This window comes from Streptomyces sp. NPDC051921 (assembly GCF_040680975.1).
Taxonomy (GTDB): Bacteria; Actinomycetota; Actinomycetes; order Streptomycetales; family Streptomycetaceae; genus Streptomyces.
Window position 1 is genome coordinate 67,791 of record NZ_JBFAXU010000024.1, and the last position, 14,036, is coordinate 81,826.

Here is a 14,036-nt window from a genome sequence, read left to right on the forward strand (position 1 = left end):
TCAGCCCGTGCGCCGCGTCCGTTGCGCCGGCGTCGGGCGCAGGTCCTGGGACGGGGCGGCCCCGAGCCGCGGCGGCCAGGGCTCGCGGCGCAGCCACAGCGCGCCCGCCGCCAGCGCCGCCCCCATCAGCGCGAAGCCGTACCAGGGCGTGTGGCCGGAAGGAGCCGTCTCGTAGGTCAGGGCGGCGGACAGGACGGCGAGGAACTGCCCCGCGCGGGTGTCCCAGGCGACCGCGGCGACCGCGCACGTGCCCCACAGCACGTACCAGGGCTGCACCATCGGGGACAGCGCGACGAGCGCGAGGAGCGCCAGCCCCAGGGCCAGGACCACGTCCGTGCGCCCCGTCCAGGCACGCCGGGCCAGGAGCGCGATGATCCCCAGGGCGATCAGCAGGCCCAGTTTCCCGACCGCGCCCTTCACCGGCTCCGGGTCGTCCCCGACCAGCAGCCCGAGGCCGAGACCCAGGTCGCTGGTGAGCGACAGCGCCGTGTGGATGGTCCCGGCCACGCTCTGCGTGCGGAGCCAGCCGAAGCCGGTGCCCGCGACGAGCGTCGCGGCCGTGGCGACGGCCGCCGCGACGGCCCCCGGCAGCATGCCCTTGAGCAGCCCGCGCGCCCCGCCCGTCCGCCGTGCGACCAGGACGCCGACGAAGAGCAGCGCCACCGCCGCCGGCGACTTGACCATGACCGCGAGGCCGACGAGCACGCTCCCGGCCACCCACCGCCCCCGCACGGCGAGCAGCACGCCCGCGAGGAGGAGGCCGACCATGAGGCCGTCGTTGTGCATGCCGCCGACGACGTGGACGAGGAGCAGCGGGTTGAGCGCCGCGAGCCACAGCGCTCCGGGCCCGCGGGCGCCGCTGAGGCCCCGGACCGCCCACACGATCAGCGCGAGGGCGAGGAGCGCGAGCAGCCGCATGCCCAGGACGGCCGGGACGACCGCGCCTCCGGTGAGCTTGACGACCGCCTGGGCCAGGACGAGGAAGACCGGCCCGTAGGGCGCGGGGGTGTGCGTCCAGTGCCCGCCGACGCTCGCGGCCGCGTCGGCACCGAGATCGCCGGGGCCGAGGACGGCCGGCCCGGCCCCGTACACGTCGTGGCCTTCGAGGACCATCGCGCCCTGGGCGATGTAGCTGTAGACGTCGGCGCTGTGCAGCGGCGGGGCCAGGACGAGGGGGGCCGCCCACCAGCCGAGCGTGGCCCCGACGCGGTCCGCGGCGCCGGCCGCCAGCAGGCGCCCGTACTGCCACCAGGCCGCGATCAGCAGGGTGAGGCCGAGGTAGGCGAGCACCGCGCCGGCCACCGTCACGGCCGAGCCGCGCGGCTCCCACAGGCCCCAGCCACCGCGTTCGGGCAGGGACCCGGCGGCCCAGCCGCCGACGGTGACGGCGAGCGATCCGATCGCGCCGAGCCACCGGCATCCGGCGGTGCTGAGAACCCACATGACGGGACAACCTATCCTGCGGCCCCGCCCGCGTCCCCGCCCGCTTACCTCGGCTTCTTCTGGTTGCCGGGCGCCGAGCCCGACCTCCCCGGGTGCTGCCCCTCCGAGGTGGCGGTGGGCTCACCCCCGGGGGTCGCGGTGCCGGTCGTCGCCGGGGCCGTGGGAGCCGTCGCGGAGCCCGAGGGACCGGCCGGGTGGGTCGAGGGCGCCGGCCCGCCGGAATCCCCTCCCCCGCCCGAGGCCTCCTCGGAGGCTCCGTCCGTCGCCCCCTCGTCCCGCTGGATCAGCGCCGGCATCCCCGGATGCCCGTCGTCCACGGCCGGGGACCGCCCGGCCGGCCCGGAGTCGAGTCCCGCCACGGCGGCGAGGACGCCGATCACGACGACGGCACCGCTGCCGACCATCCAGAGCGGGCCGGGCCCGCGCCGCTTCGACGCGTGCCGACGGTGGGATCTCGGGAGCTCCGCGCCCCCAGTGTCGTACTGGCTCACGAGCCGTGATTGTAGGGAGCACGACAGCGGGCGAGCGACCTGGGTCACACCGGCACGACCGCCCGACGTGTCCCAAAACACGGAGCGTCGCGTCCGGCACCGCCGTAAGCTCTCGTCATGCAGGTGATCCAGTCCACGAAGCTCGCCAACGTCTGTTACGAAATCCGGGGTCCGGTGCTCGAGGAGGCGATGCGGCTGGAGGCTGCCGGTCACCGCATCCTCAAGCTCAACACCGGCAACCCGGCCGCCTTCGGCTTCGAGTGCCCGCCGGCCATCCTCGAGGACATGCTGCGCAATCTCGCCGAGGCCCACGGCTACGGCGACGCGAAGGGCCTGCTGTCGGCCCGCCGCGCGGTGATGAGCCACTACGAGACCAAGGGCATCCCCCTGTCGGTCGAGGACATCTACCTCGGCAACGGCGTCTCCGAGCTGATCCAGATGGCGATGCAGGCGCTGCTCGACGACGGCGACGAGGTCCTCGTACCGGCTCCCGACTATCCGCTGTGGACGGCGTCGGTGTCGCTCGCGGGCGGTACGGCCGTCCACTACCGCTGCGACGAGCAGGCGGACTGGATGCCGGACCTGGCCGACATCGAGCGGAAGATCACCGATCGGACCAAGGCGATCGTGATCATCAACCCGAACAACCCCACCGGCGCCGTCTACGACGACGAGATGCTGCGCGGGCTGACGGAGATCGCCCGCCGGCACAACCTGGTGGTCTGCTCGGACGAGATCTACGACAAGATCCTCTACGACGGCGCGACCCACACCCCCACCGCCGCCATCGCCCCCGACCTGCTCGTCCTCACCTTCAACGGGATGAGCAAGAACTACCGGGTCGCCGGCTTCCGCTCCGGCTGGCTCGCGGTCTGCGGCCCGAAGGCGCACGCCTCCTCGTACATCGAGGGCCTGACGATCCTGGCCAACATGCGCCTGTGCGCCAACATGCCGGCCCAGCACGCGGTGGCCGCGGCACTGCAGGGGCGGCAGTCGATCGAGGACCTGGTCCTGCCCGGCGGCCGGCTCCTGGAGCAGCGGGACGTGGCGTACGACCTGCTGACCCAGATCCCGGGCGTGACGTGCGTGAAGCCGAAGGGGGCGCTGTACCTCTTCCCGCGGCTCGACCCGGCCGTCTACAAGATCAAGGACGACCGGCAGATGGTCCTCGACCTGCTGCGCGCCGAGAAGATCATGGTCGTGCACGGGACGGGCTTCAACTGGCACGAGCCGGACCACTTCCGGATCGTGACCCTGCCCAACGCCCTCGACCTGGCGGAGGCCGTGACCCGGATCGGGAACTTCCTGGACGGCTACAGCCAGCACTGAGCGGCGTCCCTCCAGGCGGCGCTCCGGGCACCTGCCGGCCGCACGCGGGGCACGCGGCGGACCGTCGGCCGAATTCTTGACCCACCCTTTTCGGACGGCGCACAACTTTAGAATGAATCCAAGCTAGGATGCCTCCAGAGCTACCGCAGGAGGCCGTCCCCATGTACGAACCGATCCGCACCAAGTCGGTCCACCGGATGGCCGACGACGACCAGAACGCGTTCCCGCACCGCTCACGCGAGGAAGAGCTGGACATCCAGCTCGCCGGTCACCTCGCCGCCCTGCTCGCCGTCACCGACGAGCTCGGCGACACCGAGGCCGGTGAGCTCATCGCCCGGCAGGTCGCACGGCTGCGTGGCGCGCCGCCGGCCCGCCACGCGGGGCTCAGCGGCTCCTCCGCCGAGGCCCTGCACCACAAGGCGCACGCACTCGCGGGCCGCGCGCTGCTCGTCGCCGCCTCCCGGGCCGACACGGCCGCCGCGATCCTCGCCGCCGAGCGCATGGACGCGCACACGGCGGCCCTCGCCGGCGACTCGCTGGTCGGCACCCCCTGACGGCCCCGGTCCGCGCGGCCACGACACCGCGCGGACCGGGTGCCACCCACCGCCGACCCGGCCCTTCGCGGCGTGGCCGTCGCCACCGGCTCCCGCCCGGTCGACCCGAAGGTGACGGTACATCGCGCTCCGGTTCGTTACCGGGATCGTCGCTTCACCGCCCGTACACCCAACTCCCCCTGGAATGTGGGTTTCCGCGAGCACTCTGCCCGCGTGAGACGCATTCTGGGAATCGTCCTCGCCGTCCTGCTCCTGGGCGGCGTGGCCGCCGCCCTCGCGGTGGGCGGCGACAAGGACGACAGCGGCACGGCAACGAAGACCGTGCGAGGAGTGATCGGGTCGGAGAAGGCGGAGTTCTTCGCCGATCCCGAGGTCGTGAAGGCCCTGGCAGCCAAGGGCCTCACCGTACGGACGGAGACCTCCGGGTCCTGGGACATGGAGGAACTGCCCCTCAAGGGCTACGACTTCGCGTTCCCGTCCGCCAAGGCGCCCGCCGACGAGCTGAAGGCCAAGGCGAAGGTGACCGGCGCCCCGCTGCGGCCCTTCTACTCGCCGCTCGTGGTCGTCGCGCACAGCGCCGCCGCCCGCGTGCTCGCCGACAACGGCCTGGCCACCCTCGGCTCCGGCGGCCACACCGGCGCCCTGCACATGGGGGCCTATCTCGCGGCCGCCCGCGCCGACCGGACGTGGCAGCAGCTCAAGGGATCAGCGGGGCATCCCGAGCTGAGCGGCACCCTGTTCATCACCTCGACCGATCCCGTCGCCTCCAACTCCGGCGCGCTCTACCTCGCCGCCGCGAGCTACGTCGCCGACGGCGGCCGGGTAGCCGGGGACCAGGCGGCCGTGGACCGCACGGCGCCGCTGCTGCGCAAGCTCATCCAGGTCCAGGGCGCCCAGCAGTCCAGCTCGGACGCGCCCTTCCGGGACTTCGTCAGCGGCGTCGGCAACCCTCTGGTCCTGGTGTACGAGTCGCAGGTGGCGGCCCAGCTACTGGCCGAACAGAACATGGGCGACCTGGTCGTCCTCTACCCGGACACCACGGTCAACAGCGACCACACCCTCGTGCCGCTCACCGAGGGCGGTCGCACGCTCGGGGAACTCCTGTCCTCCGACCCGGAGCTGCGCAAGCTCGCGGTCCGGCACGGCTTCCGCCCGCAGGGCGCAGCCGCCGAGTTCACCGCCGCCACCGCCGGCCACACCGGCTACCTCAACCAGACGCTCGGCGGGGTCCGCCAGGCGCCCGTGCCCACCTCGAAGGTGCTGCACATCATGGCGCTGAAGGCCCGCGACCAGGGGGGCACCGCATGACCACACCCACGAACAGGCCGAACGGCCAGGACGACGCGCTCGTGCTGACCCCGCCCGAGCCGGTCGCGCCGATCCGCGCCGAGCAGGCCGCCACGCTCGTCCCGCTCGACGACTCCGTCCGTACGGAGATGGCCCGGCGGGCCGCCGAGTACGTCGGCTCGCTCGCCGGACTCGACGCCCGCTCCCCGGAGTTCACCGGCCGCATCGGCGAGATCACCGGGCTCGGCGAGGGTGAGATGCGCACCGCCGCCCAGCAGTCCAACCGGATGCTGGACCGCACCGTCCGCTCGCTCGGCGACGCGGGCGGCGACGCGACGACCCGGGTGGGCAGCTCGCTCGTCGAGCTGCGCCGCACGGTCGAGGACCTCGACCCGCGCGACACACCCGCCAAGGGCGTGCGCGGCCTGCTGTCGAAACTGCCGGGCGGCAACAAGCTGCGCGACCACATCGCCACGTACGCCTCCTCGCAGGACACGATCAACCGGATCCTCGACGCGCTCCGCGGAGGCCAGGACGAACTGCGCCGCGACAATGCCGCGTTGCAGACCGAGCGGGCCAGGCTGTGGGACACCATGGGCAAGCTCCAGGAGTACGCCGTGCTGGCCGAGGCACTCGACGCGGCCGTCGAGCAGCGGCTCGCCGGCACCGCGGACCCGACGCAGGCCGACGCGCTGCGCGCGGACGTGCTCTTCCCGGTGCGGCAGAAGCACCAGGACCTGCTGACCCAGCTCGCCGTGTGCGCGCAGGGCTATCTGGCGATGGACGTGGTGCGCCGCAACAACGACGAGCTGATCAGGGGCGTCGACCGGGCCGCCACGACGACCGTGACCGCGCTGCGGATCGCCGTGATGCTCGCCTCCGCCCTCGGCCACCAGAAGAAGGTCGTCGAGCAGGTCAACGCCCTGCGCGGGACCACCGAGACCCTCGTCCAGGGCAACGCGGCCGCGCTCGCCGGCCAGTCCGGGGACATCCAGCGGCTCGCCGCGGAGCCCGCGGTGGGGCTGGAGACCGTGCGCAGCGCCTTCCAGCAGATCTACACGACGCTCGACGCGATCGACACGTACAAGATCCGCGCCACCGAGTCGATGGCGCAGACGGTCGACTCCCTGACCGCCGAACTCCGCACCGCGAGCACCTATCTGGAACGGACGCGGGAGGACCGCGGCGGCTCCGCCGGCACCGGCGGCGAGGGCTCCCGGGGCATCCTCGAAGGGGGCCGGGGATGAGATCCGTACGCGCGACCCGCTCCGTACCCGCCCGCCTCGCCACGGCCGCCGTCGCCGCCCTGCTGGCCCTCACGGGCACGGCGTGCGACAGCTCGGGCGACGGCGGGGGCGGGGGAGGCAAGGGCGGTGACCGGGGCACGCAGGGCCAGGAGTACCGTCCCGGCACCCTGCGGATCCTCGCCTCCTCCGAGCTCGCCGACATGGCTCCCGTCCTGGAGGAGGCCCGCAAGGCGACCGGCGTCACCGTGGCGCCCACCTACGCGGGGACCCTGGACGCCGTCGAGCGGATCGCCTCGGGCGAAGCCGACGAGCAGTTCGACGCGGTCTGGCTGTCGTCCAACGACTACCTGCGGCTCCGCCCGGACACCGCCCGGAAGATCACCGGCGAGACCCCGATCATGACCTCGCCGGTCGCGTTCGGCGTCCGGCCCGCCGTCGCGAGCGCGCTGGGCTGGGACCCGAAGCACGTCACCTGGGCCCAGATCCACCAGGCCGTCGCGTCGGAGCGGCTGAAGTACGGAATGACCGACCCGCTCCGCTCCCACTCCGGTTTCTCCGCGCTGGTCTCGGTCGCCTCGGGCCTCTCGGGCGCCCAGTCCGCGCTCACCGACAAGGACGTGAAGGCCGCGACCCCGAAGCTGAAGGACTTCTTCGCCGGCCAGACGCTGACCTCCGGCTCCTCCGGCTGGCTCGCCACCGCCTTCTCGCGCCGCTCCGACGTCGACGCGCTCGTCAACTACGAGTCGGTGCTGCTGTCGATGCCGGGCCCGCTGGCCGTGATCCGCCCGGCCGACGGGGTGGTCACCGCGGACTATCCGCTCACCTCGCTGACGGCCGCCCGCCCCGAGGCGAAGGACGCGGCCCGCCGCCTCGCCGCCCATCTGCGCACGCCGGACGTGCAGCGCCGGATCACCGCCACCACACTGCGCCGGCCGGTGGTCCCCGGGGTCGCCCCCGAGGCGCGCCTCGCGACGGACCAACGGCGCGAACTGCCCTTCCCCGGCAGCCGTTCCGTCGCCGACGGGCTGCTCGACTCGTACGACAACACACTGCGCCGGCCGTCCCGCACGATCTACGTCCTCGACACCTCCGGCTCGATGGCGGGCGAACGGCTCGACCGGCTGAAGGCGGCGCTCGTCCAGCTGACCGGGGACTTCCGGGACCGCGAGGAGGTGACGCTGATGCCGTTCGGCTCCTCGGTGAAGAGCGGCGAGGTGCGCACCCACACCGTCGACCCGGCCTCCCCGAAGGCCGCGCTGGACGCCATCCGTGCCGACGCGAACAGGCTCTCGGCCTCGGGCGGCACCGCGATCTACTCCAGCCTCGAGGAGGCGTACGCACGGCTCGGCGACGACGCCCCGGGCACGACGTTCACGTCGATCGTGCTGATGACCGACGGCGCGAACACCGACGGCGATCCGGCCTCCGCCTTCGACGACTTCCACAGGCGGTCGCTGACCCCGGCCCAGCGGCGCATCCCGGTCTTCCCGATCCTGTTCGGGGACTCCGACCGGGGCGCGCTCGACCACATCGCGCAGCTCACCGGCGGGCGCCTGTTCGACGCGACCCAGGGTTCGCTCGACGGGGCCTTCGAGGAGATCCGTGGCTACCAGTAACCCGGTCCTGAGGTACGTCGAATCCCGCAAGAACCTCGCGGGCTGCGCCTGCGGCCTGGCCGGGGTGGGGCTCGCCCTGACCGGCGCCGCGGGCTCGCTGTGGCCGGTGGTCGTCGCCGGTCTGTACGGGGCGGGGGCACTGATCGCCCCTCCCGAGCGCACCCCGCCACCGCCCTTCCCGGACCCGGCCGAGCAACTGGACGCGCTGCGCGCCGATCTGGCGAGGCTGCGCGGCTATCTCGCCGGGGTGGAGCTGCCACCGGCCGCGCACGGCCGGCTGACGGAGCTGGACGCGCTGCTGGAGGCGCTGCTCGAACCGGGCTGGGTGAGCGAACCGGAGCAGCTGCGGGTGCTCGCGCGGGCGGTGCGCCAGGACGTCCCGGAGGCGGTCGACGCCTTCGTGCGGAGCCGCTGGTGGACCCGTGTGGTGCCGGGCTCGGAGCCGCCGGAGCGGCATCTGGAGCGCCAGTTGGCGGCGTTGCACGGGGAGGCGGCGGCGATCGCGGACGCGCTGCGGCAGGCGGAGGTGCGCCGCCAGGAGACGCACACGCGGTACCTGGAGGACCGGGGGCGGTGAGGGGAACGGAAGCCGCAAAAGGAAGCTCGGACTCCGTCACCATGATCAGTTATGTTCCGCGCATGACACTCGAGCCGCCCAAGGCCTCCCGCCGCACCGTCCTGACCGCCTTCGCCGCCGCGGCCGCGGCGGGAGCGCCGCTCGTCGGCCAACTCGCCACCGCCGCACCGGCCTACGCCGGCACCGAGAACGACACCTACGTCTCCAACACCGACCTCTACACGAGCACGGCCGACCCGGTGAAGGAGGGCACGGACTACGGACGCCGCTACCGGCGTCACGAGCAGCTCGACAGGTACCTGAGCAAGCCTTCCTCGCCGCCCAGGACAGCGGTCATGGCGATCCACGGCGGCCAGATCGAGCGGGGCACCTCAGAGCTCTGTCTGGCGATCGCGGGCTACAACCCGGCGGACGTGGAGTCGGCGCTCGTCACCGAAGGCCTGTACGACTACTGGATGTTCGAGGGCATGCGCTCGGAGAACAACAGGGCGCTGCACGTCAGCTCGGTGAACTGCGACGACCACGTCGCCGTGGGGATCGCCGCGAGCCACCTCAACGTGCTGAGCCTGCACGGCTGCCAGTACGGCCAGCTCGGCATGCCGGAGCCGGCGATCTGGCCGTCGGTCGCCGACCCGAAGCTGGTCGTCGTCGGCGGCCTCAACCAGGTCTTCCGCGAGGCGCTGGTGAAGGAGCTGAACACGGCCGGCTTCCCCGCGGTCGACGCCTTCGCGCCCGAGTACGCGCAGAACCTCAAGGACTACGCCGGGGGCCTCACGAAGAACATCTGCAACCGGACGGCGACCGGCGCGGGCGCCCAGCTGGAGATCACCGAGGACATGCGCAGGTCCCTCTTCGGCCCCGAGCCGACGGACTTCGACTGGAAGAGCGGTCGGCTCGCCACCTGGAACAACCCCCGCTTCCTCGGGTTCCGGGACGCCTGCCGCCGCGCGATCGCGACGGTGGAGACCGGCCAGGTCATCCTCTGACCCTTGCCGCCTGACGTGCGCCGGCCCCCGGAGCCGTGAGGGGGCTCCGGGGGCCGGATGCGTCGTGGCGGGCCGTCGTGACCCCAGCTGGTCAGGGCGGAAATCGGGGCAACCCGCCACGAGTTCGTGGTGCTGTCAGGGGATCAGCCCAGGCGCTCGACCAGCGCGCGGTACTCGTCCCACAGCTCCTTCGGGGTGTGCTCGCCGAAGGTCTCCAGGTGCGCGGGGACCAGGGCGGCCTCCTCGCGCCAGACGTCCTTGTCGACGGTGAGCAGGAAGTCCAGGTCCGCCTCGGCCAGCTCCAGGCCGTCGGTGTCCAGGGCCTCCCGCGTCGGCAGGATGCCGATGGGGGTCTCGACACCCTCGGCCTTGCCGTCGAGGCGCTCGACGATCCACTTCAGGACGCGGCTGTTCTCGCCGAAGCCGGGCCAGACGAACTTGCCGGCGTCGTTCTTGCGGAACCAGTTCACGTAGTAGATCTTCGGGAGCTTCGCGGCGTCCGCGGAGGCGCCGACCTTGACCCAGTGGGCCATGTAGTCGCCCATGTTGTAGCCGCAGAACGGCAGCATCGCGAACGGGTCGCGGCGCAGCTCGCCGACCTTGCCCTCGGCCGCGGCGGTCTTCTCGGAGGCCACGTTGGCGCCGAGGAAGACGCCGTGGTTCCAGTCGAAGGACTCGGTGACCAGCGGAACGGCGGAGGCGCGGCGGCCGCCGAAGAGGATCGCGGAGATCGGGACGCCCTTGGTGTCCTCCCACTCCGGGGCGATCGTCGGGCACTGCGCGGCCGGCACGGTGAAGCGGGCGTTGGGGTGGGCGGCCGGGGTCTCGGACGCCGGCGTCCAGTCGTTGCCCTTCCAGTCGACGAGGTGCTCGGGCTCCTCCTCGGTCATGCCCTCCCACCACACGTCGCCGTCGTCGGTGAGCGCGACGTTGGTGAAGACCGAGTTGCCCCAGAGGGTCTTCATGGCGTTGGCGTTGGTGTGCTCGCCGGTGCCGGGCGCGACGCCGAAGAAGCCGGCCTCGGGGTTGATCGCGTAGAGGCGGCCGTCCTCGCCGAAGCGCATCCAGGCGATGTCGTCGCCGATGGTCTCGACCGTCCAGCCGGGGATCGTGGGCTCCAGCATGGCGAGGTTCGTCTTGCCGCAGGCGGACGGGAAGGCGGCGGCGACGTACTTCGCCTCGCCCTGCGGCGGGGTGAGCTTGAGGATGAGCATGTGCTCGGCGAGCCAGCCCTCGTCACGCGCCATGACGGAGGCGATGCGCAGCGCGTAGCACTTCTTGCCGAGCAGGGCGTTGCCGCCGTAGCCCGAGCCGAAGGACCAGATCTCACGCGTCTCGGGGAAGTGCGAGATGTACTTGGTGGAGTTGCACGGCCACGGCACGTCCTCCTGGCCCTCCTCCAGGGGGGCGCCGAGGGTGTGGACGGCCTTGACGAAGAAGCCGTCGGTGCCCAGCTCGTCGAGGACGGCCTGTCCCATGCGGGTCATGGTGCGCATGGAGACGGCGACGTACGCGGAGTCGGTGATCTCGACGCCGATGGCGGAGAGCGGGGAGCCGACCGGGCCCATGCAGAAGGGCACGACGTACATCGTGCGGCCCTTCATGGAGCCGCGGAAGATGCCCTTCTCGCCGGCGAAGATCTCCTTCATCTCCGCGGGGGCCTTCCAGTGGTTGGTCGGGCCCGCGTCCTCCTCCTTCTCGGAGCAGATGAAGGTCCGGTCCTCGACGCGCGCGACGTCGGTCGGGTCGGAGGCGGCGTAGTAGGAGTTCGGGCGCTTGACCGGGTCGAGCTTCTTGAAGGTCCCCTTGGCGACGAGCTCCTCGCAGAGGCGCTCGTACTCGGCCTCGGACCCGTCGCACCAGACGATGCGGTCGGGCTGGGTGATCTCGGCGATCTCGTTGACCCAGGACACGAGTTCCTGGTGCTGGGTGGGGACGGTGGAGGGAGCCGCGTTGTCGCGCGCCACGATTGCTCCTTGAAGAGGGGTTTTTTAGATGTATGCCCCTTGGGGGCTGCGACCCGGATGCGTCGTAGGCGCTCATCCGGTGCCGACCGCACTCATTTGATCATCCGATGCTACCGCCCATATGTCCAGAGGGCCTCACACGTGAGCATCGCCACTCATATCCGGTACTTACGATCGCGTAGGTAGCATGCGGGTCCATGACTGCAGCCACGCCGGACCTCACCGCCACGGAACAGCGCCCGGCGCTGCCGCTCCCCGGGAAGCCGAGACTCAGAGGATGGCTGCACGCCGGAATGTTCCCCGCGGTGATCGTCGCGGGGTTCGTTCTGGTCGCCCTCTCGGACTCGCCCCGGGCCCGGATCGCCTGCGGGGTCTACGCCCTCACCGCCTGCCTGCTCTTCGGCATCAGCGCCCTGTACCACCGCGGCAACTGGGGACCCCGCGGCGAGGCGGTGCTGCGGCGCCTCGACCACGCCAACATCTTCCTGATCATCGCGGGCACGTACACGCCGCTGACCCTGCTGCTCCTCCCCGACTCCACCGGCCGGCCGCTCATGTGGGCGGTGTGGGCGGCGGCCGTCGCCGGCATCGCCTTCCGGGTCTTCTGGGTCGGCGCCCCTCGCTGGCTGTACACGCCCTGCTACATCGCGATGGGCTGGGCCGCCGTCTTCTTCCTGCCCGACTTCATGCGGGCCGGCGGCATCGCGGTCCTCGTCCTCGTGATCGTCGGCGGACTGCTCTACAGCGCGGGCGGGGTCATCTACGGGATCAAGCGCCCCAACCCCTCACCGCACTGGTTCGGCTTCCACGAGGTCTTCCACTCCTTCACCCTGGCCGCGTTCATCGTCCACTACGTCGGCATCTCGCTCGTCGCGTACCAGCACGCCTGAGGGGTCTGACCAGGCACAATGACGGCCATGCCCGTCACACCCGAGCGTCCAGGCCTGCGCGAGCGCAAGAAGCTCAAGACCCGCGCCGCGATCCGGAAGGCCACCTACCGGCTCGTGGCCGAGCAGGGCTACGAGGCGACCACGATCGAGCAGATCGCCGCCGCGGCCGAGGTCTCCCCGTCCACCGTCGTGCGCTACTTCCCGGCCAAGGAGGACATCCTCCTCACCGACGACCAGGACGAACTCATGCTCGCGCGGCTGCGCGCCCGCCCCGCCGGCGAGGAGCCGCTCGAATCGCTGCGGACCGTCGTCCTCGACGCGGTCACCGCCGCCCTCGCCCGCGAACCGGAGGAGACCCGGCTGCGCGCCCGGCTCGTCGTGGAGACCCCCGCCGTCCGGGCCCGGCTCACCGAGACCACGGCCGAGACCGGCCGGCTGCTCTCCGCCGCCGTCGCCGAACGCACCGGCCGCTCCCCCGACGACCTGGAGGTACGGGTCTTCACCGCCGCGGTCCTCGGCGCGCTGCGCGAGGCCACCGTGTACTGGGCCGAGCACGGTGGCGACGACGCCGACCTGGTCCCGCTGCTCGACCGGACCGTCGACGCCCTCAAGACCGGCCTGACGCTCCGCTCCCCCGGCCCAGCGCGCCCCTGACCACCTCGCCCGACCGCGGGTTGTCCGCGCACCCCCACACCCCGTGCGGGCAGTAGTCGGTGAAGGTCTGGTACACCGGCCGGTGCCGCGCGAACCAGTCCAGCATCCCCCGGACGTACGCCGGGTTGTCCCCGTTGCGGAACAGCCCCCACTCGGGGAACGACAGCGGCTTGCCGTGTGCCGCCGCGAACCGGGCGTGGAAGGCGAGCCCGTACTCCTCCGTCACCTGCTCCTCGAACGAGACGCCCGCGGGCTGGTCGTAGGCGTCCAGGCCGATGATGTCCACCACGTCGTCGCCCGGGTAGCAGCGCGGCCAGGCGACGGCGTCGGGACCGCGGCTCGGCGTGAAGTCGAAGCGGAAGCGCTGCCCCGGCACCGCCCGCAGCACCGACACCACCCGCCGCCAGTACGCCTTCCAGCTCTCCGGGTCCGGCCCGCACCGATGGCTGTACGTGGTGCCGTTCATCTCCCAGCCGAGCACCAGGACCGCGTCCGCGAGCCGGTGCTCCACCAGCCGCTCACCCAGCGTCCGGAAATGCCGGTCGTGGCCCCCGGCCGCCCCGCGCCGCAGCCCCGCCCGCACCCGGGCGTCGTCCAGGCCCTCCTCGTTGCGGTCGAGCAGCGGCACGTTGAGCACGAAGAGGCGGCCCGGCCGCTCCTCCTTCCACCGCGCCCACGGCTCGAACAGCGCGGGATGCCCCTCGATGTTGGACCAGCGGTCGCCCGGCAGATAGGTGTGCCCGACGGTCAGCGGCTCCCCGCCCAGCCATGTCTCCACCTCGGCGATCCGCCGCACCCCGGCCTCGTCGGAACCGGTGAAGAACCCCGACGGGACCCCCTGCAGCGGTACGGGCCGGAGCGGCGGCTGGGGCACCGCGCGCTGCCCGGCCGACCCGCCGCCCGGCGCCGGCCGCTCGTACCACAGCAGCAACGCGAGAACGGCCGCGAGCAGCACGGCCAGTGCCACCCGCGGCCAGGTCAGGAAGGAGCGCACG

13 protein-coding genes are annotated in these 14,036 nt (G+C 72.4%); 9 read left to right on the top strand and 4 right to left on the bottom strand.

Annotated elements, in window-relative coordinates; translation table 11 throughout:
• Both mptB and AB0M16_RS28445 read right to left on the bottom strand, forming a co-directional pair.
• Positions 1–1,443, bottom strand: coding sequence for a polyprenol phosphomannose-dependent alpha 1,6 mannosyltransferase MptB (mptB, locus tag AB0M16_RS28440; RefSeq protein ID WP_365347839.1), 1,443 nt, complete (start codon positions 1,441–1,443; stop codon positions 1–3).
• A gap of 44 nt (positions 1,444–1,487) precedes the next feature.
• A complete protein-coding gene (locus AB0M16_RS28445; protein WP_365347841.1) occupies positions 1,488–1,934 on the bottom strand; it encodes a hypothetical protein in 447 nt (148 codons plus the stop codon).
• 117 nt (positions 1,935–2,051) lie between these two features.
• On the opposite strand from AB0M16_RS28445, the gene AB0M16_RS28450 reads away from it, so the two are divergent.
• From AB0M16_RS28450 to AB0M16_RS28480, 7 genes are all read left to right on the top strand, one after another.
• A complete protein-coding gene (locus AB0M16_RS28450; RefSeq protein WP_365347843.1) occupies positions 2,052–3,263 on the top strand; it encodes a pyridoxal phosphate-dependent aminotransferase in 1,212 nt (403 codons plus the stop codon).
• Between the two features lie 161 nt (positions 3,264–3,424).
• The gene (locus AB0M16_RS28455) at positions 3,425–3,817 is read left to right on the top strand and encodes a hypothetical protein (protein WP_365347845.1); all 393 of its coding nucleotides are present in this window, start codon (positions 3,425–3,427) and stop codon (positions 3,815–3,817) included.
• A 186-nt stretch (positions 3,818–4,003) separates the two neighbouring features.
• The gene (locus AB0M16_RS28460) at positions 4,004–5,125 is read left to right on the top strand and encodes a hypothetical protein (protein ID WP_365347847.1); all 1,122 of its coding nucleotides are present in this window, start codon (positions 4,004–4,006) and stop codon (positions 5,123–5,125) included.
• Entirely contained in the window at positions 5,122–6,351 is a 1,230-nt protein-coding gene (locus AB0M16_RS28465; protein ID WP_365347849.1) for a toxic anion resistance protein, read from the top strand. The genes AB0M16_RS28460 and AB0M16_RS28465 overlap by 4 nt, the downstream gene beginning before the upstream one ends.
• On the top strand, positions 6,348–7,967 hold the full coding sequence (locus AB0M16_RS28470) for a VWA domain-containing protein (RefSeq protein ID WP_365347851.1): 1,620 nt from the start codon (positions 6,348–6,350) through the stop codon (positions 7,965–7,967). The genes AB0M16_RS28465 and AB0M16_RS28470 overlap by 4 nt, the downstream gene beginning before the upstream one ends.
• Positions 7,954–8,544, top strand: a complete 591-nt coding sequence (locus AB0M16_RS28475) for a hypothetical protein (RefSeq protein ID WP_365347853.1) — start codon at positions 7,954–7,956, stop codon at positions 8,542–8,544. Before AB0M16_RS28470 ends, AB0M16_RS28475 begins: the two co-directional genes overlap by 14 nt.
• Positions 8,545–8,606: 62 nt before the next feature.
• Positions 8,607–9,530 carry a poly-gamma-glutamate hydrolase family protein gene (locus tag AB0M16_RS28480; RefSeq protein WP_365347855.1) on the top strand — a complete coding sequence of 308 codons (924 nt, stop codon included), beginning with the start codon at positions 8,607–8,609 and terminating at the stop codon, positions 9,528–9,530.
• Between the two features lie 143 nt (positions 9,531–9,673).
• Here the strand turns inward: AB0M16_RS28480 and AB0M16_RS28485 are convergent, their stop codons facing one another.
• Complete coding sequence (locus tag AB0M16_RS28485) at positions 9,674–11,497, bottom strand: phosphoenolpyruvate carboxykinase (GTP) (RefSeq protein ID WP_365347857.1); 1,824 nt, start codon at positions 11,495–11,497, stop codon at positions 9,674–9,676.
• 197 nt (positions 11,498–11,694) lie between these two features.
• Between AB0M16_RS28485 and AB0M16_RS28490 the strand changes: the two genes are divergently transcribed.
• Together AB0M16_RS28490 and AB0M16_RS28495 are read left to right on the top strand one after the other, a co-directional pair.
• Positions 11,695–12,387: a hemolysin III family protein gene (locus AB0M16_RS28490; protein WP_365347859.1), complete on the top strand. Its 693-nt coding sequence runs from the start codon at positions 11,695–11,697 to the stop codon at positions 12,385–12,387.
• Positions 12,388–12,405: 18 nt separating this feature from the next.
• A complete protein-coding gene (locus AB0M16_RS28495) occupies positions 12,406–13,041 on the top strand; it encodes a TetR family transcriptional regulator (RefSeq protein WP_365347861.1) in 636 nt (211 codons plus the stop codon).
• Here the strand turns inward: AB0M16_RS28495 and AB0M16_RS28500 are convergent.
• The gene (locus tag AB0M16_RS28500) at positions 12,995–14,035 is read right to left on the bottom strand and encodes a glycosyl hydrolase (protein ID WP_365347863.1); all 1,041 of its coding nucleotides are present in this window, start codon (positions 14,033–14,035) and stop codon (positions 12,995–12,997) included. The two genes, AB0M16_RS28495 and AB0M16_RS28500, sit on opposite strands and share 47 nt — an antisense overlap.
• Between the last annotated feature and the right edge of the window lies 1 nt (position 14,036).

Coding starts and splice junctions, on each gene's coding strand:
- mptB (WP_365347839.1), bottom strand. CDS start 1,443: ATGTGGGTTCTCAGCACCGCCGGATGCCGGTGGCTCGGCGCGATCGGA.
- AB0M16_RS28450 (WP_365347843.1), top strand. CDS start 2,052: ATGCAGGTGATCCAGTCCACGAAGCTCGCCAACGTCTGTTACGAAATC.
- AB0M16_RS28455 (WP_365347845.1), top strand. CDS start 3,425: ATGTACGAACCGATCCGCACCAAGTCGGTCCACCGGATGGCCGACGAC.
- AB0M16_RS28465 (WP_365347849.1), top strand. CDS start 5,122: ATGACCACACCCACGAACAGGCCGAACGGCCAGGACGACGCGCTCGTG.
- AB0M16_RS28470 (WP_365347851.1), top strand. CDS start 6,348: ATGAGATCCGTACGCGCGACCCGCTCCGTACCCGCCCGCCTCGCCACG.
- AB0M16_RS28480 (WP_365347855.1), top strand. CDS start 8,607: ATGACACTCGAGCCGCCCAAGGCCTCCCGCCGCACCGTCCTGACCGCC.
- AB0M16_RS28490 (WP_365347859.1), top strand. CDS start 11,695: ATGACTGCAGCCACGCCGGACCTCACCGCCACGGAACAGCGCCCGGCG.
- AB0M16_RS28495 (WP_365347861.1), top strand. CDS start 12,406: ATGACGGCCATGCCCGTCACACCCGAGCGTCCAGGCCTGCGCGAGCGC.